The organism is Paraburkholderia sp. BR14312 (genome assembly GCF_040948675.1).
GTDB classification, from domain to species: domain Bacteria; phylum Pseudomonadota; class Gammaproteobacteria; order Burkholderiales; family Burkholderiaceae; genus Paraburkholderia; species Paraburkholderia nodosa_A.
The window spans coordinates 256,416-277,854 of sequence record NZ_JBFPKI010000008.1; the positions used below are offsets into that span (position 1 = coordinate 256,416).

Consider the following 21,439-nt stretch of genomic DNA (forward strand, 5'->3'; position numbering starts at 1 on the left):
GCGATGCGCGTAGGTGATACCGAGCTAAGTCAGCCTCGCACCATCTCGCCATTCTTGCGCCGCCAGAGGTCGAGCGGATTGGCGTCCATCAGCGCCTGCGGCAGCAACTCGGCCGGGAAGTCCTGATAGCACACGGGCCGCAGGAAACGCTCCATCGCGCTCGTGCCCACCGAGGTCGCGCGGCTGTCGGACGTGGCCGGGAACGGGCCGCCGTGCACCATCGCATGCGTGACTTCCACGCCGGTCGGGAAGCCGTTCACGAGCAGGCGGCCGGCCTTGCGTTCGAGGATCGGCACGAGACGCATCGCGGCGGGCAGGTCGGTGCGGTCCATCTGGATCGTCGCGGTGAGCTGGCCCGCGAAGTGTTCGGCCACGGCGAGCAGTTCGGCTTCGTCCTTGCAGCGCACGAGCGTCGAGGCCGGCCCGAACACTTCGTCTTCGAGGGCGGGTTGCGCAAGGAAGGTTTGCGCGTCGGTCACGAAGAGGGCGGCGAACGCCTGGGTCGGGCCGCTCGCGCTCTGGCCTTGCGCGAGGGCGCTCACGCCCTGGGTTTCGGCGAGGCGCCGCGCGCCTTCTTCATACGCCGCATGGATGCCCGCCGTGAGCATGGTCTGCGCAGGCTTGATGCCCAGCGCCTGCGCCGCGGCCTGCGCGAACTGGTCAAGAGCCGGGCCCTCGATGCCGATTGCCAGACCCGGATTCGTGCAGAACTGGCCCGCGCCGAGCACGAGCGAATCGACGAAGCCCTGCGCGATGGCCGCGCCGCGCGCCGCGAGTGCCTCGGGCAGCAGGAACACGGGATTGATGCTGCTCATTTCCGCGTAGACGGGAATGGGCTCGGGCCGGTTCGCGGCGATGCGCATGAGCGCCGTGCCGCCCGCGCGCGAGCCGGTGAAGCCCACGGCCTTGACGGCCGGATGAGCGACGAGCGCCTCGCCCACGGTGCGCCCCGCGCCGACGATGAGCGAGAACACGCCCTCGGGCAGCCCCATCTCCTGGACGGCCTGCTGGATCACGCGGCCCACCATCTCCGAGGTGCCGAGGTGCGCGCCGTGCGCCTTGACGATGACCGGGCAGCCCGCCGCCAGCGCCGCGGCCGTGTCGCCGCCCGCCACCGAGAACGCGAGCGGGAAGTTGCTCGCGCCGAACACGGCGACCGGGCCGAGCGCGATCTTCTGCAGACGCAGGTCGGCGCGCGGCAGCGGCTTGCGCTCGGGCAGGGCGGCGTCGAGCGTGGGCGTGAGCCACAGGCCCTGGCGCACTTCCTGGGCGAACAGCTTGAGTTGGCCGACGGTGCGGCCGCGCTCGCCTTCGAGGCGCGCCTTGGGCAGGCCGGTTTCCGCGTGGGCGCGTTCGGTGAGCGCGTCGCCGAGCGCGGCGATGCCGTCGGCGATACGTTCGAGGAACGCCGCGCGCACGGCAAGGGGCAGCGTGCGGTACGCGTCGAACGTCTCTGCGGCGAGCTGGCAGGCGGCGTCGACGTCGGCGGCCGTGCCGCTGCCGAAGGCCGGCGCGGGGATCGCTTCGCCCGTGGCGGGATTGAAAGCCGCGAGCGGCTTTTCCGAGCCGCGCACGGCGCGGCCTCCAATGAGCATGTCGCCAGTGATTTGCATGGTGTCTCCGAGTCTCATTGCAGTGAGTTAAGTCATCGTACAACTATCATACGCCAGATCGTCGCCGCCGCACACCCGAGGCAGGCGCCGTCGCCGGTCGGGAGGCGCTACGGCGCGCAACCTCAAGCTTTGTCGGTTATGATCCCCGTTCCATGGCAGGGTAAACACGGCATTGGCTCCGTCGGCGGCCAAGCCTAGAATGTCGTCAGACAACGTACCACAAAGCATTCAAACCGCGATCCAATCCGCGCGCCGCCCGCGCCAAGGAGACAACCCCGATGTCCGCCCCCGCCAACCGTTATGAGGACCTGCTGGAGTCAGCCAGCGCCAAGGTCCTGAGGCACGTGCTCCCGCTCTTCCTCATCATGTTCATCGCGAACTATATCGACCGTGTGAACGTCGGTTTCGCCGGCGCGCACATGAAAGCCGATATCGGTCTTTCGGCGGCGGCGTATGGGTTCGGCGCGGGGCTATTCTTCGTGGGCTACGCGATCTTCGAGGTGCCGTCCAACATCCTCATGCAAAAGTATGGCGCACGCGCATGGCTTACGCGCATCATGGGTACGTGGGGCGTCGTGGCCGCCGCCATGGCGTTCGTGCACAACGACACCTCGTTCTACGTGCTGCGCTTTCTGCTGGGCGTTGCCGAAGCGGGTTTCTTTCCCGGCGTGATCTATTACTTTGCGCAGTGGCTGCCGCAGAAAGAACGCGGCAAGGCGGCGGCCGTGTTTCTCGCGGGGTCGGCGTTCGCCTCGGTGCTCTCGGGTCCGATCACGGGCGCGTTGCTGTCGGTGCGCGGCCTCGGTCTCGCGGGCTGGCAGTGGATGTTCCTGATCGAAGGCGGCTTTTCCATCGTGCTGTGCGGCGTGAGCTGGGTGTTCCTGAAGTCGCGCATTCGCGATGCCCACTGGCTCACGAACGACGAACAGGGCGCGCTCGAAACGTACATGGTTCGCGAGCAGGCCGAGCGCGAAGCCGCCACGGGCGCGCACGTGCCGGTCCTGCGTCTCCTGAAGGACCCGCAGATCGTGCTGTTCTGCCTCCTCTACTTCGCGATCCAGCTCACGATCTACGCGGCCACGTTCTGGCTGCCCACGATCATCCGCAAGATGGGTGATCTCAGCGATTTCCAGGTAGGTCTCTACAACGCCATTCCGTGGATGATCGCCATCGTCGCGATGTACTGCTTCGCACTGCTCTCGGCCAGGTACCGCTTCCAGCAGGCGTGGCTCGCCGTTGCACTGGTGATCGCGGCCTGCGGCCTGTTCGCTTCGACGTCGTCGGACCCGGTGTTCTCGTTCGTGGCGATCTGCTTCTCGGCCATCGGCTTCAAGGCGGCTTCGTCGCTGTTCTGGCCGATGCCGCAAGGCTATCTCGACACCCGCGTGGCCGCCGGCGTGATCGCGCTCATCAATTCGCTCGGCAACCTGGGCGGGTTCTTCGCGCCGGCTACCTTCGGCTATCTTCAACAGCATACGGGCTCGATTACGGGCGGCCTCTACGGCCTCGGCGTGACCTCGCTGATTGCCGCCGCCGCCGCGTTCCTCGCCCGCAACAAGCCGTCGCGCCGCGCCTTTGCCGACGATTCGGTTCGCAGCGGCGCGCACTGAGCCCGCTCGCACTCCTCAATCGAGAAGGAAACCCACACCATGAACCAGCCGAACCCCGAACGCTTCTTCGTCTACGTCGCGAATTCGAAAGACGGCGACATTGGCGTGTTTCATCTCGATGCGCGCAATGGCGCGCTCGCGCCGCAAGTTCGCGTGGCCGCGCAGGACAACGTGATGCCGATGGCGCTCTCGCCCGATCGCCGCCGCCTTTACGCGGCCACGCGCGGCGCGGACAAGCGCATCAACGACTACGCCATCGACGCGCAAAACGGCAGTCTCGCGCCGCGCGTGCAGACGCCGATCGAATCGAGCCTCGCGTATCTGTGTGCCGAGCCGCAGGGGCGTTTCCTGCTGGGCGCTTCGTACGGCGAGCATCGCGTGAGCCTGTATGGCGCGAACGAGCTCGAGAGCGGCAATGGCGCACCGCTGCAGGTGATCGACGATATCGAGCACGCGCACGCCGTGATCGTTTCCGCCGACGGGCGCTTCGCCTATGCGTCGTCGCTCGGCAGCGACCGCGTGTTTGCTTTCGCGCTGGAAGACGCGGGGCGCCTCGTCGAAATCGGTGCAGTCGATCTCGGTACGGGCTTCGGTCCGCGGCATCTGCGCTTTTCGCCCAACGGCGACGTGCTGTACGTGCTGAGCGAATTCCGCGCGACGGTGGCGGCTTTCGCGCGCGACGCCGCCACGGGCAAGCTCGCGGCGCTGCACGTTTCGCCGCGCGCGCCGGTGCTCGCGCATCTGAACGACGGCTTTGCGCGCCCGAGCCCTACGGACCCCGTGCAGCCCGACCCCGCCGTGCTCGCGAAGCTCGTGTGGGCCGCCGATATCCACGTTTCGCCCGATGGGCGCTTCGTCTACGTGTCCGAGCGCACGACGAGCCAGATTCTCGCGCTGCGCGTGGCTCAAGACGGCGCGCTCGAATACGTCGGCGCGACCGCAACGGAAACACAGCCGCGTGGTTTTCGCATCGACCCGACGGGCCGGTTTCTCGTGGCGTGCGGAGAAAAATCGCAACACGTGTCGGTCTACGCGATCGATGCGGCGAGCGGCGCGCTCGCAGCCGTCTCGCGCGGCGAGGGCGGCAACGGCGCGAACTGGGTGGAGATCGTCGCCGCCCACGCTTGACCGCTTCAATCCAGGGTTTCGATTGTCAGGGCGCAGCGCGCCGCACTTTTACAGGTAATCCGTTCATGTCTACACAAACCGTTCAACCGAACGCCACGCCCGTTGTGACCGAGTTGCGCGTCGTGCCCGTGGCGGGCCGCGACAGCATGCTCCTGAATCTCTCCGGCGCGCACGGTCCGTTCTTCACGCGCAACGTCGTGCTGCTGCGCGACAGCGCGGGCAACACCGGCATCGGCGAAGTGCCGGGCGGCGAGGCGATCCGCAAGACGCTCGAAGATGCGCGCGCGTTCGTGGTCGGCCAATCCATCGGCAATATGCAGTCGGTGCTCAACACCGTGCGCAAGCAGTTCGCCGATCGCGACTCGGGCGGCCGCGGCCTGCAGACGTTCGACCTGCGTACCACGATTCACGCGGTCACGGCGCTCGAAGCCGCGCTGCTCGACCTGCTCGGCCAGCATCTGAACGTGCCCGTTGCCGCGCTGCTTGGCGAGGGGCAGCAGCGCAGCGAAGTGGAGATGCTCGGCTACCTGTTCTTCATTGGCGATCGCAACAAGACCGATCTGGCCTACGCGAGCGGCGCCGATGGCCGCGACGACTGGGAGCGCCTGCGCACCGAAGAGGCGATGACGCCGGATGCCGTCGTGCGCCTGGCCGAAGCCGCGCAAGCGCGCTACGGCTTCAACGATTTCAAGCTCAAGGGCGGCGTGCTGGCGGGCGACGCGGAAATGGAAGCGGTCACGGCGCTGGCCGAACGCTTTCCGGAAGCGCGCGTGACGCTCGACCCGAACGGCGCGTGGTCGCTCGCAGAAGCCATCCGCCTGTGCCGCGACAAGCACGACGTGCTCGCCTACGCGGAAGACCCGTGCGGCGCGGAGAACGGCTACTCGGGCCGCGAAGTGATGGCGGAATTCCGCCGCGCCACCGGCCTGCCCACGGCCACCAACATGATCGCGACCGACTGGCGCCAGATGGGCCACGCTATCCAGCTGCAATCGGTGGATATCCCGCTCGCCGACCCGCACTTCTGGACCATGCAGGGCTCCGTGCGCGTAGCGCAGATGTGCAACGACTGGGGCCTCACGTGGGGCTCGCACTCGAACAACCACTTCGACATTTCGCTCGCGATGTTCACGCATGCAGCCGCCGCGGCGCCCGGCAAGATCACGGCGATCGACACGCACTGGATCTGGCAGGACGGCCAGCGCCTCACGCGCGAGCCGCTGCAGATCGTGGGCGGCAAGGTGCAGGTGCCGCAAAAGCCCGGCCTTGGCATCGAGATCGACATGGACGAGCTGGAAAAGGCCCACGCGCTCTACCAGGAGCACGGCCTCGGCGCGCGCGACGACGCGATCGCCATGCAATACCTCATTCCCAACTGGAAATTCGACAACAAGCGTCCGTGCCTCGTGCGCTGAACGCCGTCTTCGACTGAACACCTTTACTGACTTCGCAACAGGATCAAGACCATGACCACGCCGCAAGAACTCAAGCAAATCGTCTCCGAAGGCCTGCTTTCGTTCCCCGTGACCGACTTCGACGCGCAGGGCAACTTCCGCGCGAGCACCTACGCCGAGCGCCTCGAATGGCTGGCCCCGTACGGCGCGAGCGCGCTGTTCGCAGCGGGCGGCACGGGCGAATTCTTCTCGCTCACGAAGAGCGAATACTCGCAGGTCATCAAGACGGCCACCGAAACCTGCAAGGGCAAGGTGCCGATTCTCGCGGGCGCGGGCGGCGCCACGCGCGTGGCCATCGAATACGCGCAGGAAGCCGAGCGCAACGGCGCGCAGGGCATTCTGCTGATGCCGCACTACCTCACGGAAGCGTCGCAGGAAGGCATTGCCGCGCACGTGGAGCAGGTCTGCAAGGCCGTGCCGAAGATGGGCGTGATCGTCTACAACCGCGCCAATTCGAAGCTCAACGCCGACATGCTCGAGCAGCTCGCCGACCGCTGCGAAAACCTCATCGGCTTCAAGGACGGCGTGGGCGAGATCGAGGCGATGGTGACGATCCGCCGCCGTCTGGGCGACCGCTTCTCGTACCTGGGCGGCCTGCCCACGGCCGAAGTCTACGCAGCGGCGTACAAGGCGCTGGGCGTGCCCGTGTATTCGTCGGCGGTGTTCAACTTCATTCCGAAGACGGCCATGCAGTTCTACCGCGCGATTGCCGCCGACGATCACGCGACGGTGGGCAAGCTCATCGACGAATTCTTCCTGCCGTACCTCGCCATTCGCAATCGCCGCGCGGGCTACGCGGTGAGCATCGTGAAGGCGGGCGCGAAGCTCGTGGGCCGCGACGCGGGCCCGGTGCGCGCGCCGCTCACCGATCTCACGCAAGAGGAAGTGGCGCAGCTCGACGTGCTGATCAAGAAGCTCGGCGCGCAGTAACGCGTTCGGTGTTCACGCCATGCTCGCGCCAGCCGGCGCGGGGCATGGCTGCTTGCGACAGGGGCCTTGCTGCCCTGTTTGCTCGTTGAGGGCGTGGCGCCGGTCAGGCGTTGTCGCCGAACAGGTCCAGATTGGCGCGCTCGCGCTTTTTGCCTTCGTTGCCTTCGGCCTTGCGCGTGCGGCGCGCGGTCTTTTCGCGGCGCGGCTTGCCGAACACCTCGTCGGGCGTGAAGCCGAATTCGGCGATTGCCTCGCGCACATTGGCCAGCGCCTCGTGCGCCGCTTCGGCGCGCGCGGCTTCGATGCGCTCGTCGAGTTCGCGCTTCTGGGCGAGCAATTCGAGGTAGGTAGCCATCGATGATTCTTGTCGAGTGAAAACGAGCCGCTGATTTTACGCGTTGTGCGGGCTTCGCGTGCGCTTTACACCGCAATTTCCGGCATCAAAGATACTCGGCGAGCAGCGCCACCACGACGCCCGACAGCCCCATCAGCAACGCCGCGAGCCACAGCGACCCGCGCGCTGGCGCGCGCACCGAGGCGGGCAGGCGCTTTTTCCCGCTCACCATCGGGCCGACCAGATTGTGGCCTTTCACGAGGGCATAGACGGCAATCGCGCACACGTGCAGCACGATCGCGGCCGCGAGCAGGTCCCAGCCCCACGCGTGCAGGCCGGCTATCGCATTGGCGATTTTCGCGGGCACGATTTCGCTGAGCGGGCCTTCGTCGGCGATGTCGTTGTTGTCGTAGAGACCGGTGAGCGTTTCGACCAGCAGCAGCGCGAGCAGCAGCAGAACCATCCAGCCGCCGGCCGCGTTGTGACCGACCTGGACGTCGGGCTCGCGCCGCAACAGCTGGCGCAGATGCTCGATCGCCTTGCGCGGCGAGGCGACGAAGCGCGAGAAGCGCGCGGTCTCGCTGCCGAAGCACCCCCACAGGATGCGAAACAGCACGAGCGCGAGCAGCGTCTCGCCGAGGCGCACGTGCATCTGCATCCAGTTCATGCGCTGCGTGATGTAAGCGGCCGCCACGAGCACTACGGTCAGCCAGTGGAAGAGGCGCGTGGGCAGGTCCCAAACGGGCACGCGGCGCTCGGGCCGCTCAGGGTGCTCGGGACGGTGGCGGGTTACGGAGGTCGTGGAGTTCATGATTCGAGGCGAGCGGCCGGGCGTGGCGCTCGAGGCCATCATAGGCCAGGAACGCGCGCGCCATGTACGGCGCAATATACGCACCTGCGATCCCTCAGCGCCTACGTGGCGTCGTGCGGCGACTTCGGCGATACTTGCCGCTCGCCTTACATCTCTTGCAATTTGATTCCGCAGATGGAAAAGAACCGACTCGAAGCCTTCAGCGATGGCGTGCTCGCCATCATCATCACGATCATGGTGCTGGAACTCAAGGTGCCGCATGGCAATGATCTCGCTGCGCTCGCGCCGCTGTGGCCGGTTTATCTGAGCTACGTGTTGAGCTTCATCTACGTGGGGATCTACTGGAACAACCATCACCACATGCTGCAGGTGGCGCGCCGCGTGAACGGCTCGGTGCTCTGGGCCAACCTGCATCTGCTGTTCTGGCTTTCGCTGCTGCCGTTCACCACGGGCTGGATGGGCGAGAACGAGTTCGGGCGCTGGCCGACCGCGCTCTACGGCGTCAACCTGCTGCTCTGCGCGCTGGCTTACGTCGTGCTGCAATTCACGCTGGTGCGCTACCACGGCATGCAGAGCCCGCTTGCCGTTGCGCTGGGCAATGACGTGAAGGGCAAGATTTCGCCGGTGCTGTATCTGGCGGGGTTTGCGCTCGCGGCGTTCGACTATCCGCGCATTGGCGCGATCTTCTACTTCATCGTGGCGCTGCTCTGGCTCGTGCCCGACCGGCGTATGGAACGGCTCGCCCTCGCTGCCGGCGAAAAGAAGGAAGAGTAAACAGCAGTGGGGCCGGCGCGCGCGCGGCCGGCCCCTTGGAACATCACATCGTCATCAGCCTGCCAGGTGCTTGCGCTTGGCGAGTTCCTGAGCCTTGGCATAGTCGGCCTGGATCACGGGCAGACCTTCCGTGGCAGCCTTCTTCAGGCCCGCGTCGCGGCCCGAGGCGATCTCCGCCTGGAATGCCGAGAGCGTCTTCTGCTGGCCGGCCAGCGCGACCTGCTCGATATACGTCTTGTCGAAGTCCGCGCCGCGCAGGTTATTGATGCTGCTGATCACGGCCGCATCCGGGTCGTTGCGCGGCACGTCCACGCCGCGCGGGCTCGCCGCACGCATCGAGTCGGACAGCTTCGTATAGTCGGCCACCAGTTTTTCCGCGAAAGCCTTCACTTCGCGATCGGTCGAGCGCGAATCGGCAATGCGTGCGGCATCGCGCTGCGTGGCGACGGTTTGCGTGCCGTCCGCGATGAAGGCTTTGTCGGCTTCGTGCAGCTTGCCGGGTGCGGCCGAAGTCGAGGCAGAAGCCGCGGTGGGCGCGGGGGTCTGCGCATGGGCGCTCAGCGTCACGGCGCAAAGGCTGGCGGCCGAAGCCGCGATGAGCGAGGCAAGCGAGAGGCGAGTCATGTGAACTCCTTTCTGCGTAGTTGGTATCGATTGCACGCGCAGGGCCGTGTCATGCGGCTTTTCGTGCGGCTCTGCGCGGGACCGTTGTGGCGAGGCGCCTTGCTGCTCAACGGTCTGGGGAATTCTATGAAGTCGTTCGCCGTTCAGGTGAAACGATTGCTTCGCTTGTGTAACGGTTGGTAAGAGAGCATGCGACAGAGATAACGATCAGCGTATTCACACCGACGTCATGCGTTTATGCCAATACGGCGTTTTCCATTCGCGCCAACCGGCGCACAATGTCCCTCGCACGCAAAAAAACGTAGGCCAACGAGGAGGAGACAGGATGGACGACGAGCTGGTTGCAACCGCATCCACCACACAATCGACTGCCGCAGCCACCACCGCCGCGAATTTTCGCTGGCGCGTGCTGATCTGGCTGCTGTTCGGCGGCATCATCAACTACCTCGATCGCGCGAATCTCGCGATCGCCGCGCCCGGCATGATTCACGACCTGGGCCTCACGCGCACGCAAGTCGGCTTGCTGGGCACGGTGTTCGCGTGGACCTACGCCGTGATGCAGTTGCCGGCGGGCTGGATCATCGACCGCTTCGGTGCGAAGCGTGCCTATGCAGTGGGCATGATCTGGTGGAGCGTGGCGACGTGGCTCACCGGCGTCGTTGGGTCGATCTCGGGCCTCATCGTCATGCGCGTGCTGCTCGCCGTGGGCGAGGCGCCGTGCTGGCCGACCTCCGCCAAGATCACGGCCGCGTGGTTTCCCGCCAAGGAGCGCGGCTTCGCCACCGGCATCTGGGATTCATCGTCGAAGTGGGGCCCCGCGCTCGCGCCCGCCGTGCTGGTAGCGTTGATGATCGCCTTCGGATGGCGCTCGCTCTTTCACGTGACGGGCGCCATCGGCATCGTCTTCGCCGTGCTGTTCCTGTTTCTCTATCGCAACCCCGCGCAAAGCAAGCGGCTCACGCGCGAGGAATTCGCCTATATCGAAGCGGGCGGCGGCGGCCACGAGCGCTCGCTCACCACGGCGCCCATTCGCTGGCGCGCGCTGTTCGCCTCGCGCAGCGTGTGGGGCATGATCTTCGGCTACTTCTGCGCGATCTGGCTGTGGAATATATTCCTCGTGTTCCTGCCGCTCTATCTGCTCGATCGCTTTCATATTTCGTTCGCACAACTGGGTATCTACGCGAGCATTCCGTGGTTCGGCGGCGCGGCGGGCGAGATCGTCGCGGGCTGGATCGCGAAGAAACTCGTGGATCGCCGCATAGCTTCGCCCATGGTCGCCAAGCGCATGCTGATCGTGGTGGGTGCAATCGGTGCGGGCGTGTGCGCGGCGGCGCTGCCATTGGCGAGCACGATAGGCGCGAGCGTCGCGCTGATGACGTTGGGGCTGGCGTTCATCGCCGCCACCATTGGCAACGCGTGGGCGCTCGCGGCCGACATCGCCCCGTCGTCGATGGTCGCTTCCGTGAGTTCGATCCAGAATTTCGGCGGCTATTTCGGCGGGGCGTTCTCGCCGGTCGTGGCGGGCTTTATCGTCGACCGCACCGGATCGTATTCGCTGGCGTTCATCATGGGCGGCGCGATTGCGGGCTGCGCGGCGCTGTTCTACTGGTTCATGGCGCGCAGCACGGTGGGCCAGCCGGCGGACGCGGCTTGAGGAGACGAACATGAACGCCTGTGAACGCTTTCCCTGGCGCGCGCATCGAGCCGAATCCCCGCCATGGCTCGGGGCGCTTCAGCGCCTTATTGCACCTGGCTGCGCAGCGCCTTGGCGGCAGCGACCATGTTGGTCAGCGCCGGAATGACCTCGGCCCACTGTCGTGTCTTCAGACCGCAATCCGGGTTGACCCACAGGCGTTCTGCCGGAATGCGCCCGGCGGCCTTCTGCATCAGTTGCACGATGTGCGCTTCGGTCGGGATGTTCGGAGAGTGAATGTCGTACACGCCCGGCCCGATTTCGTTCGGATACCTGAAGTCGTCGAACGCGTCGAGCAGCTCCATGTCCGAGCGCGAGGTCTCGATCGTGATGACGTCCGCGTCCATATCGGCGATCGATGCAATGATGTCGTTGAACTCCGAATAGCACATGTGCGTATGGATCTGCGTTTCGTCTTCCACGCCGTTCGCCGTGATGCGGAACGATTCCACGGCCCAGCGCAGATACTCGCCCCACTGCGCGCGGCGTAGCGGCAGACCTTCGCGCAGCGCGGCCTCGTCGATCTGGATCACGCCCACGCCAGCCTTTTCCAGGTCGAGCACTTCTTCGCGAATGGCGAGCGCGAGCTGGTAGCACGAGACCGAACGCGGCTGGTCGTCACGCACGAAGGACCAGTTGAGGATCGTCACCGGGCCCGTGAGCATGCCCTTCATGGGCTTGTTCGTGAGCGACTGCGCGTAGGTGATCCACTCCACCGTCATCGCCTTCGGGCGGCTGATGTCGCCGAACAGAACAGGCGGTTTCACGCAGCGCGAGCCGTACGACTGCACCCAGCCGAACTGGCTGAACGCGTAGCCGTCGAGCTGCTCGCCGAAATATTCGACCATGTCGTTGCGCTCGGCTTCGCCGTGCACGAGCACATCGAGACCCAGTTGCTCCTGCTCTCGCACGCTGCGCTCGATTTCGGCGCGCATGGCGGCCTGGTAGCCCGCGTCGTCGAGCGCGCCGCTCTTGAACTGGCTGCGCGCCTGGCGGATTTCCGCCGTTTGCGGGAACGAGCCGATCGTGGTGGTCGGGAAGGCGGGCAGCTTCAGGCGTGCGGCCTGCTTCGCGGCGCGCTCGGCATAGGCGTGCTGACGATTGCCGAGCTGCGCATCGATGCGGGCGATCGCGGCCTTCACGGCGGGGTTGTTCACGCGCGGCGACTCGCGGCGCGCCTGAACGGCGGCGGCGTTTGCCGCGAGTTCGGCTGCGACCTTGTCGCGGCCGGCATTGAGCGCCGTGGCGAGCACCTTCACTTCGTCGAGCTTTTGCAGCGCAAACGCGAGCCACGAACGGATTTCGACGTCGAGCTTTTCTTCGCTCGCGAGATCCACCGGCACGTGCAGCAGCGAGCACGACGGCGCGATCCAGAGGCGCTCGCCCAGTTGCTTCGCGAGCGGCTCGAGCCATTCGAGCGTGGCGTTCAGATCCGTCTTCCAGATGTTGCGGCCGTTGATCGCGCCCACCGAGAGCACGCTCTGTGCAGGCAGCTTTTGCGCGGCCAGCGCGACTTCTTCGCGGGCGTTGATCGCGTCGATATGCAGACCGTCGACGGGCAGCGAGCACGCGAGGTCGAGATTGTCCTGCAGCTGGCCGAAGTAGGTGGCCAGCAGCAGCTTGACGCTGCGCAGCTCGAAGCCTTCATACGCCGTCGCAAACGCGGCGCGCCAGGCCGGATCGAGTTCGGTCGCGAGAATCGGCTCGTCGATCTGCACCCATTCGACGTCCATCACGCGGAAGTAGTCGAGCAGTGCGCGATAGACCGGCATAAGGCGCGGCAGCAGCGCCAGCTTGTCCGAGTCGTCCTTGGCCTTGCCGAGCCACAGGTAAGTGAGCGGCCCGATGATCACGGGCTTGGCCTTCACGCCCAGTTCGCGGGCTTCGCGCAGTTGCTCGGAAAGACGCGAAGTGTCGAGGTTGAACTGCGTATCGGCCGTGAATTCGGGGACGATGTAGTGATAGTTCGTGTCGAACCACTTCGTCATTTCGCCGGCCGCGACGCCGCCGCAGCACGCGGCATGGTCCTCGGCGCCCGCCGCCGAGCGGCCACGCGCCACGCGGAAGTAGTTGTCGAGCTTGTCGCCGTGGAAGCCCTGCACGCGCTCGGGCAGGTTGCCGAGCGTGAAGCTCATGTCGAGCACCTGGTCGTAGAACGCGAAGTCACCGGCCGGCACGAAGTCGAGACCCTTCTGGTTTTCCCAGTGGCGCTTGCGCAGTTGCGCGCCGAGCGCCTTCAGTTCGTCGCGCGAGGATTCGCCTTTCCAGTAGCGTTCCAGACCGGATTTGAGTTCGCGTTTCGCGCCGATGCGCGGAAAGCCGAGATTGTGCGTGGTGACCATGTGCGGTGCCGTCCGAAATGAAAGTGCTGAAAACGATCCAGAGTGGCAGCGATGATAGACGTATCCGATGATGAAGAAAAATGGCATTATTTCATCCATCCATTAGTTTTTTTCATCTGGTCGCCTGATGCTCGAACGCGTTCACCTTGTCATCGTCCGCGAAGTCGCCCGCCAGGGCTCACTGACCGCAGCGGCGGAATCGCTTTTCCTCACGCAGTCGGCACTGAGCCATACGGTCAAGAAGATCGAGCAGCAGCTCGGCACGCAAATCTGGGACCGCGAGGGGCGCAGCCTGCGGCTGACGCAGGCCGGGCAATATCTGCTCTCGCTAGCCGAGCGGCTCCTGCCCCAGTTCGAACTCGCGGAAGAGCGCATGAAGCAGTACGCCGCGGGCGAGCGCGGCACGTTGCGTATCGGCATGGAATGCGCCCCGTGCTATCAGTGGCTGCTCAAGGTGGTCTCGCCGTATCTGGCGCGCTGGCCCGACGTCGACGTGGACGTGAAGCAGCGTTTTCAGTTTGGCGGCATCGGTGCGTTGATCGGCTACGACATCGACGTGCTGGTCACGCCCGATCCGCTCAACCGGCCCGGACTGCGTTTCGATCCGGTGTTCGACTACGAGCAGGTGCTGGTGGTCGCGGAAGACCATCGGCTCGCGAACGTGCGCTACGTGAAGCCCGAGCAGCTAGTCGACGAAACGCTCATCACGTACCCCGTGGATACCGACCGGCTCGATATCTACAACCAGTTTTTGCGGCCCGCGAACATCACGCCACGCCGTCACAAGACGATCGAAACGACCGACATCATGCTGCAGATGGTCGCGAGCCATCGCGGCGTGGCCGCGTTGCCGCGCTGGCTCGCGGAGGAATACGCAGACCGTATGCCGCTCGCGATCGTGAAGCTCGGCAAGCAGGGCATCGCGAAGCAGATCTTTCTCGGCACGCGCGAAGGCGACGCCGTGGTCGACTACCTGAAATCGTTCGTCGAATTCGCACGCGACCCGGTCTGGCAACAGCCCCGTGTGCGAGGCTGATGGGTCACGTTTTGAAATTGAAAGGAACGTCGTACAAGTTCGTATATTGATCGTTCAATTAACTTAAAGTCGCTGTTCATCGGTACTCGCTGGAATCGCTTGTCGCTTCTGCGCAATTGCTCGTCGCAATTGCTACGTTAGTCGGCTTTTTGCCGGACAACCATGTGTCATGAGCCTTCATGACCCTGCGACGCAGTTCGATTCCTGAGGAGATGACGATGTGCCGATTCCCCCTGCTTAAGACAGGCGCGCTCGCGTGCGCCGCCATTCTCTGCACCAGCGCCTACGCGGCCGATCCCGCCGCGTGCAAGGACGTTCGCTTCGCCGACGTGGGCTGGACCGATATCGCGGCGACCACGGGCGTGGCGTCGACGATCCTCGGCGCGCTCGGCTATGCGCCGACCAAGACGATCGCCTCGGTGCCGATCACGTTCGCAGGGCTCAAGAGCAAGCAGATCGACGTGTTCCTCGGCTACTGGTCGCCGACCATGGACCCGATCATCGAGCCCTTCACGAAGTCGGGTTCGATCAAGGTGCTCTCGACGCCCAATCTCACGGGCGCGAAATACACGCTCGCCGTTCCCGATTACGTCTACCAAGGCGGCCTCAAATCGTTTCAGGACATCGCGAAGTACGCGGACAAACTGCAAGGACGCATCTACGGCATCGAACCCGGCAACGACGGCAACGCGCTGATCCAGAAGATGATCGGCGCGAACCAGTACGGCCTCGGCAAATTCAAGCTCGTCGAATCGAGCGAGGCGGGGATGCTCGTGCAGGTGAACCGCGCCGTGCGCGAGAAGCAATGGATCGTGTTCCTCGGCTGGGAGCCGCATCCCATGAACGTGCAGATGAAGATCGACTATCTCTCGGGCGGCGACGCGGTGTTCGGGCCTGACTACGGCGCGGCGCGCGTGCTGACCGCGGAACCGCCCGACTATGCCGCGCGCTGCCCGAACGTGGCGAAGTTCGTCTCCAACCTGCAGTTCACGACTGCCATCGAGAACCATTTGATGGTGCCGATCGCCAACAAGGAGGACCCCAACAAGGCCGCCGCCGACTGGCTGCGCAGCAATCCGCAGGTGCTCGACAACTGGCTCGCCGGCGTGACCACGCTCGACGGCAAGCCGGGCCTGCCTGCCGTGCGCGCCTCGCTGGGCGTGCACTGACGTGCCGTTGTCCGCGGCGAAAGCCGCGGACAACCCTGCGGTACATCCCTATTTGCGCGGCAATTTTGGTTGATTAGCGTTCAAAAGAGGAGGAGGCAGATGGAGCAAGCAGGAATCGGTACGCATGGCGCAGAGGAGAGCGCCGCACGAGGCGGTCATGGCCATGCGCTGCAGCGCGGCCTCACATGGAAAGATGCGTTCTGGGTGACGAGCGGCGTGCCCGCGGGCGTGCTGTTCACGATTGGCGGCGTTTGCGCGACCATCGGCCAGCCGGCCTGGGCCATCTGGATCGCATCGATCACGATGGGCCTCGTGCAAAGCGCCACTTACGCCGAGATTTCAGGGCTCTTTCCGCACAAGTCGGGCGGTGCTTCGGTGTACGGAGCAATTGGCTGGGTCCGCTACAGCAAGATGATCGCGCCGGTTTCCGTGTGGTGCAACTGGCTGGCGTGGTCGCCCATGCTGGCGCTGGGCTGCGGACTTGCCGCCAACTACGCGCTCGCCACGCTGTTCGCGCCCGAAGCGGCCATCCTGCAGTGGCACTGGACGATCGCCAACCTGGACTTCATCAAGCCGGGTCTCACGCTGCGCATCAACGCGACGTTCCTGATCGCCGCGGCGTTCCTGCTCATCACGTTCCGGCTTCAGCACAGCGGCGCTTCGAAGGCGGCGAAAACGCAGAAGATTCTCGGCATCGCATCGCTCACGCCGCTTTTGATCGTCGGGCTCGTGCCCTTCGTCACGGGCGATGTTCCCGCCAAGCATCTGTTTCCGCTGCTGCCGCTCGGCCACGACGCGCACGGCAATCTCACCGCGGCGGTGTTCGGCACGTGGAACGGGCAGGGCGTGGTCATGGCGCTGGGCGCGATGTTCATGGCGGGATGGGCATCGTACGGCTTCGAAACGGCGGTGTGCTACACGCGCGAGTTTCGCGACCCGCGGCGCGATACGGCGCGGGCGATCTTCTGGTCGGGCGCGCTTTGCCTCGTGGTGATGACGCTCGTTCCGCTCGCGTTTCAGGGCTCGCTTGGTACGGCGATGATGCTCGATCCGCGCATCGGCGACGGCACCGGTGTGGGCACCGCGATGGCCGCGATGGTGGGCGGCGGCGCCTGGGTGGGCAACGCCGTGGTGGTGATGCTGATGCTTTCCATCTTGCTGATCGTGATGACGTCGATGATGGGTTCGTCGCGCACGCTCTATCAGGCTTCGGTGGACGGCTGGCTGCCGCGCTACCTCTCGCGCGTGAACGAGCACGGCGCGCCGACGGCGGCGATGTGGACCGATCTCGGTTTCAATCTCATCCTGCTCGCGATGTCGGACTATATGACGGTGCTTTCGATCTCGAACGTCTGCTACATGTTGTTCGTGTTCCTGAACCTTCAGTCCGGCTGGATTCATCGGATGGACCGTAGCGCCTGGCCGCGGCCGTTTCGTTGCCCGACGTGGCTCCTCGCGCTCGGTGCGCTGTGCGGCTATGCGAATCTCGTGTTCGTGGGCGCGGGCGCCAATCTGCAAGGCGAGGGGACGCTGCGCGATGGCCTCATTGCCATGCTGCTGATCGTGCCGGTGTTTGCTTTCCGGCATTACTGGCAAGATCGCGGGCGGTTTCCGGCGGGCAGTGCGCTCGATATGGAAGTGAGCGTGCCGGTGCGCAGCCGGTGGTTGAGTCTTGCGCCTTATGGCGCGCTCGTTGCGGCGGCGCTGACGATTGCCGTTTCGCATTGGCTGGCCGCGTCGGTCTGAGTTGACTTCAGTGTTGGCGGCATCGTGCGGGCGGGGTGCTCGCGTGGTGCCGCGTTTTTTTTGGCTCTTCCTGTTGTTGTGCCTTTTACTGGACTGATCGCGGCTGGATATTCGATGAACCCGAAGAAAAAGCCAGAGTCGCTGCGCAACTCCTTGCGCGACGACTCTGGCCCATTAGCGTTGCTTAAAGCGTCACGCTATGTGCGCGTACTTTCTTCTTGCGCGACGCGCCATCCGCCGCGGAGAAATCCGGGCCCCGTGCCGGCGTCCCATTCGCCACAAAATACGGCGCATGCGAACGCGCAAGCGCTTCGCGCCCGCGTATGCGATCCGCGATCTTCTCCGCGATCATGATGGTCGGCGCATTGAGGTTGCCGGTGGTGATGCGCGGCATGATCGACGCGTCCACGACACGCAGGCCGTCGAGTCCATGGACGCGGCCTTCGCCGTCCACCACCGCCATGTCGTCGTAGCCCATCGCACACGAACACGAGGGGTGATACGCGGTTTCCGCGCGGTCGCGCACGAAAGCATCGATCTCGGCGTCGGTCTTGAGCGCCGCGCCGGGATTCAACTCGCGTCCGCGAAACCGGTCGAGCGCGGGCTGCGCAATGATTTCGCGCGTGATGCGAATTGCGTCGCGGAACTCGCGCCAGTCGAGCGCTTCGGCCATGTAGTTGAAGAAGATCGACGGATGCTGGCGCGGATCGCGCGAGCGCAGCTTCACTCGCCCGCGGCTCGGCGAGCGCATCGAGCCCACGTGCGCCTGGAAGCCGTGCATCTTGATCGCATTGCTGCCGTTGTAGTTGATCGCGACGGGCAGGAAGTGATACTGAAGGTTCGGCCACGGATCGTCGTCGCGCGTGCGAATGAAGCCACCCGCCTCGAAATGATTGCTCGCGCCAATGCCGGTGCCGCGCAGCATCCATTCAAGGCCAATCGCCGGTTGATTGCGCATGAGGAGCGCAGGGTAGAGCGAGACGGGCTCCTTGCACTCGTACTGCATGTACATTTCCAGGTGGTCCTGAAGATTCTGCCCGACGCCCGGCAGATCGAGCACAATGGGAATGTCGAGTTCCCGCAGCCATGCACCGGGACCGACGCCCGAGCGCTGCAGGATCTGCGGCGAGGCGATCGCACCCGCACACAGCAGCACTTCGCGGCGCGCGTAGCGGGTCACACGCGCGGGCCCGTCGAGAAAGACGACGCCACATGCCCGCTTGCCGCTGAACAGAATGCGGTCCGTCACCGCGTGCGTGACGATGTCGATGTTGGGCCGATGCTTTGCCTGATCCAGATAGCCGCGCGCGGTGCTCGCGCGCCGGCCTTTGGCGGTCACGGTGCGGTCCATCGGCCCGAAGCCTTCCTGGCGGTAGCCGTTGAGGTCGTCGGTGCGCGCATAGCCCGCCTGCACGCCCGCCTCGATCATCGCCTCGAAGAGCGGGTTCACGCCCGGCTTGCTCGTCGTCACGTGCACGGGACCTTCGCCGCCGTGATAGTCGTTCGCGCCGACGTCGCGCGTTTCGGCTTTGCGGAAATAGGGCAGGCAGTCCAGATAGCTCCAGTTCTCGAGCCCCTTGCGCTCGGCCCAGCCGTCGTAGTCGAGCGCATTGCCGCGGATATAGCACATGCCGTTGATGAGCGACGACCCGCCCAGCCCCTTGCCGCGTCCGCATTCCATGCGCCGGTTGTTCATGTGCGGCTCGGGATCGGTCTCGTAGGCCCAGTTGTAGCGGCGGCCTTGCAACGGGTAGGCGAGCGCCGCGGGCATCTGCGTGCGGAAATCGAAGCGGTAGTCGGGGCCGCCCGCTTCGAGCAGCAGCACCGTCGCGTCGCGGTCCTCGGTGAGGCGCGCGGCAAGGACGTTGCCCGCCGATCCCGCGCCGATGATGATGTAGTCGTACTCTTGCGCTGCCATGCAGAACTCCCTCAGAAAACGGGCTGATACGGTCCCAGTTCCACCTGGACGGATTTGAGGCGCGTGTAGTGCTCGAGCGTGGTGATGCCGTTCTCGCGGCCCACGCCCGACTGCTTGTAGCCGCCCACGGGCATTTCGGCGGGGGACTCGCCCCAGGTATTGATCCAGCAGATGCCGGCTTCGAGCCGATGAATCACGCGGTGCGCGCGAGAGAGGCTTTCGGTCACGACACCGGCGGCCAGGCCGTAAAGCGATTCGTTGGCGCGTGCGATCACTTCGACTTCGTTGGCGAAGGCAAGAATGCTCATCACCGGCCCGAAGATTTCCTCCTGCACGATGCGCATGTCGTCGCGGCAACCGGAGAACACGGTGGGCTGCACGTACTGGCCGCGCGCGAAGTCGCCCTGCGTGAGGCGCGCGCCGCCCGCGAGCAGCCGCGCGCCTTCGCGCTTGCCGCTCTCGATATAGCCGAGCACCTTGTCGAGCTGCGCGGCGCTCGCGAGCGGCCCGAAGTTGGTGGCCGGATCGGCGGGATTGCCCACGCGGATGCGCTGCACGCGTTCGAGCACGAGAGCCTCGAAGGCGGCAATGACCGATTGATGGACGAACACGCGCGTGGCGTTGGTGCATACCTGGCCCGCGCTGAAGAAGTTGGCGGTCACGGCGATATCGGCGGCGCGCTCGAGGTCGGCGTCTTCGAAGACGATGAGCGGCGACTTGCCGCCCAGTTCCATCGTGACTTCCTTGAGCGTGGAGCCGCCCGCGGCCGCCATGACCTTCTTGCCCGTTTCGACGCCGCCCGTAAACGAAATCTTCTCGATGCCGGGATGCACGCTCAGCATGGCGCCCACACGGCCGTCGCCGTGGACCACGTTGAACACGCCGGGCGGCACGCCCGCCTCGATATAGATCTCGGCGAGCTTCGAGGCCGAAAGCGGCGTGATCTCGCTCGGCTTGAAGATCATGGCGTTGCCGGCTGCGAGCGCGGGCGCCGATTTCCAGCACGCGATCTGCAGCGGATAGTTCCATGCACCAATGCCCGCCGTGACCCCCAGCGGCTCGCGCCGCGTGTAGACGAACGCGCTTTCGCGCAGCGGGATTTGCTGGCCTTCGAGCGCGGGCGCGAGGCCCGCGTAGTACTCGATCACGTCGGCACCGGTGACGATGTCCACGCTGCGCGTTTCGGCGATCGGCTTGCCCGTGTCGCTGGTTTCGAGCGCCGCGAGTTCGTCGTTGCGCTCACGCAGCAAGTCGACCGCGCGCCGCATCACGCGCGAGCGCTGCATGGCCGTCATGGCGGCCCAGATGCGTTGGCCGTTACGGGCCGACTGCACGGCGCGGTCGATATCGGCGGCGCTTGCGTGCTGGACCGTGGCGAGCCTGGCGCAGGTGGCGGGATCGTAGGTGTCGAACGTTTCGCCGCTGGTGGCGTCGGTATAGGTGCCGTCGATGAAGAGGCGTTGCAGGGGAAAGAGGGACATCGATTGGCTCCGGGCCGGGTTATCTGGTCGACTTGCCCGAGCGCGGCTTGGCGCGCGCTTCGAGCAGCAGGTCGATGTAGTCGTTGGCCACGCGCAGCGCGGCCTTCGTGTCGAACGGTTCGCCCGTGAGCGCGCCGCGCAGCCAGAGGCCGTCGATCAACGCAGCGAGTCCGCTTGCGGCGCGCCGGGCCGCGGCCCCTGGCAACACCTTTTCGAACTCCGCGCAGAGGTTCGAATGGAGCCGTCGCGTGTTGACGCGCTGCAGCCGGCGCAGCGCGGGCTGATGCATGCTCTCGGCCCAGAACGCGAGCCACGTCTTCATGACGGGTGCGTTCACCTGCGATACGTCGAAATTAGCCGCGACGATGGCGCGCAAACGCGCACGCGGTTCGTCTTTCGCGGCGAGGCGACGCCGCACCGTGGCCTCCCAGAGGTCATGTAGCACGTGGCGCATGGTGGCTTCGAGCAGGCCGTCCTTGCCGCCGAAATAGTGACTGACGATGCCAGTCGAAATCTTCGCGTGCTGCGCGACGGTGGCGAGCGTGGTGCCGGAGAGACCCGACTGGTCGATCGATTGCAAGGTGGCGTCGATGAGTTGCGCGCGGCGCACGTCGCGCATTCCGATCTTGGGCATGGTGATTCCGGGCGATTCGGGGAGGTTTCCACTCTAGGTATTTTTTATTGAATGTTCAATCAATAAAAACGTAGAAATGGCGGGATCGGCGGATTTTACAAAGTCCGCGTCGGATTACCGATGATCGCGTCGCCGGAACCCT

General features: G+C 65.3%; 16 protein-coding genes and 1 pseudogene. 9 read left to right on the forward strand and 8 right to left on the reverse strand.

All coding sequences use genetic code 11. From position 1 onward, the window contains the following. Positions 1–29: 29 nt before the first annotated feature. The gene (locus AB3X98_RS23740; protein ID WP_368603542.1) at positions 30–1,613 is read right to left on the reverse strand and encodes an aldehyde dehydrogenase (NADP(+)); all 1,584 of its coding nucleotides are present in this window, start codon (positions 1,611–1,613) and stop codon (positions 30–32) included. A 278-nt stretch (positions 1,614–1,891) separates the two neighbouring features. Here AB3X98_RS23740 and AB3X98_RS23745 point away from each other — a divergent pair, with 278 nt between their 5' ends. From AB3X98_RS23745 to kdgD, 4 genes are all read left to right on the forward strand, one after another. Continuing rightward, on the forward strand, positions 1,892–3,223 hold the full coding sequence (locus tag AB3X98_RS23745) for an MFS transporter (protein ID WP_368603541.1): 1,332 nt from the start codon (positions 1,892–1,894) through the stop codon (positions 3,221–3,223). Between the two features lie 39 nt (positions 3,224–3,262). Beyond that, a complete protein-coding gene (locus AB3X98_RS23750; RefSeq protein ID WP_368603540.1) occupies positions 3,263–4,351 on the forward strand; it encodes a lactonase family protein in 1,089 nt (362 codons plus the stop codon). 65 nt (positions 4,352–4,416) lie between these two features. After that, entirely contained in the window at positions 4,417–5,766 is a 1,350-nt protein-coding gene (gudD, locus tag AB3X98_RS23755; protein WP_069267076.1) for a glucarate dehydratase, read from the forward strand. A gap of 51 nt (positions 5,767–5,817) precedes the next feature. After that, the gene (gene kdgD / locus AB3X98_RS23760; RefSeq protein ID WP_028206318.1) at positions 5,818–6,735 is read left to right on the forward strand and encodes a 5-dehydro-4-deoxyglucarate dehydratase; all 918 of its coding nucleotides are present in this window, start codon (positions 5,818–5,820) and stop codon (positions 6,733–6,735) included. 103 nt (positions 6,736–6,838) lie between these two features. On the opposite strand, the gene AB3X98_RS23765 is transcribed toward kdgD, so the two are convergent. Both AB3X98_RS23765 and AB3X98_RS23770 read right to left on the reverse strand, forming a co-directional pair. After that, positions 6,839–7,090, reverse strand: coding sequence for an H-NS family nucleoid-associated regulatory protein (locus tag AB3X98_RS23765; RefSeq protein WP_368603539.1), 252 nt, complete (start codon positions 7,088–7,090; stop codon positions 6,839–6,841). 85 nt (positions 7,091–7,175) lie between these two features. Next, the gene (locus AB3X98_RS23770) at positions 7,176–7,880 is read right to left on the reverse strand and encodes a cytochrome b/b6 domain-containing protein (protein WP_368603538.1); all 705 of its coding nucleotides are present in this window, start codon (positions 7,878–7,880) and stop codon (positions 7,176–7,178) included. A 174-nt stretch (positions 7,881–8,054) separates the two neighbouring features. Between AB3X98_RS23770 and AB3X98_RS23775 the strand changes: the two genes are divergently transcribed. After that, entirely contained in the window at positions 8,055–8,654 is a 600-nt protein-coding gene (locus AB3X98_RS23775; RefSeq protein WP_368603537.1) for a TMEM175 family protein, read from the forward strand. A gap of 54 nt (positions 8,655–8,708) precedes the next feature. Here AB3X98_RS23775 and AB3X98_RS23780 read toward each other — a convergent pair whose 3' ends face one another. Then, complete coding sequence (locus tag AB3X98_RS23780) at positions 8,709–9,278, reverse strand: DUF4142 domain-containing protein (RefSeq protein ID WP_342946234.1); 570 nt, start codon at positions 9,276–9,278, stop codon at positions 8,709–8,711. Positions 9,279–9,603: 325 nt separating this feature from the next. On the opposite strand from AB3X98_RS23780, the gene AB3X98_RS23785 reads away from it, so the two are divergent. Further along, positions 9,604–10,932, forward strand: a complete 1,329-nt coding sequence (locus tag AB3X98_RS23785) for an MFS transporter (protein ID WP_368603536.1) — start codon at positions 9,604–9,606, stop codon at positions 10,930–10,932. An 86-nt stretch (positions 10,933–11,018) separates the two neighbouring features. Here the strand turns inward: AB3X98_RS23785 and metE are convergent, their stop codons facing one another. Beyond that, positions 11,019–13,313: a 5-methyltetrahydropteroyltriglutamate--homocysteine S-methyltransferase gene (metE, locus tag AB3X98_RS23790; RefSeq protein WP_368603535.1), complete on the reverse strand. Its 2,295-nt coding sequence runs from the start codon at positions 13,311–13,313 to the stop codon at positions 11,019–11,021. Between the two features lie 127 nt (positions 13,314–13,440). Here metE and AB3X98_RS23795 point away from each other — a divergent pair, with 127 nt between their 5' ends. The 3 genes and pseudogenes from AB3X98_RS23795 to AB3X98_RS23805 form a co-directional block, all read left to right on the forward strand. Beyond that, positions 13,441–14,349: a LysR family transcriptional regulator gene (locus AB3X98_RS23795; protein WP_368603534.1), complete on the forward strand. Its 909-nt coding sequence runs from the start codon at positions 13,441–13,443 to the stop codon at positions 14,347–14,349. 218 nt (positions 14,350–14,567) lie between these two features. After that, a complete protein-coding gene (locus AB3X98_RS23800) occupies positions 14,568–15,518 on the forward strand; it encodes a choline ABC transporter substrate-binding protein (RefSeq protein WP_368603533.1) in 951 nt (316 codons plus the stop codon). A 174-nt stretch (positions 15,519–15,692) separates the two neighbouring features. Beyond that, positions 15,693–17,264, forward strand: a pseudogene (locus AB3X98_RS23805) (APC family permease); the annotation flags it as partial. A gap of 184 nt (positions 17,265–17,448) precedes the next feature. On the opposite strand, the gene betA reads toward AB3X98_RS23805, so the two are convergent. From betA to betI, 3 genes are read right to left on the reverse strand one after another with little or no spacing between them, the layout of a single operon-like run. Continuing rightward, positions 17,449–19,182 (reverse strand): choline dehydrogenase, encoded by a 1,734-nt coding sequence (gene betA / locus AB3X98_RS23810; RefSeq protein WP_368603532.1) that lies wholly within the window; start codon positions 19,180–19,182, stop codon positions 17,449–17,451. Positions 19,183–19,193: 11 nt separating this feature from the next. Beyond that, positions 19,194–20,663, reverse strand: a complete 1,470-nt coding sequence (gene betB / locus AB3X98_RS23815; RefSeq protein ID WP_368603531.1) for a betaine-aldehyde dehydrogenase — start codon at positions 20,661–20,663, stop codon at positions 19,194–19,196. Between the two features lie 19 nt (positions 20,664–20,682). Further along, on the reverse strand, positions 20,683–21,297 hold the full coding sequence (betI, locus tag AB3X98_RS23820; protein ID WP_342946227.1) for a transcriptional regulator BetI: 615 nt from the start codon (positions 21,295–21,297) through the stop codon (positions 20,683–20,685). Positions 21,298–21,439: the final 142 nt, after the last annotated feature.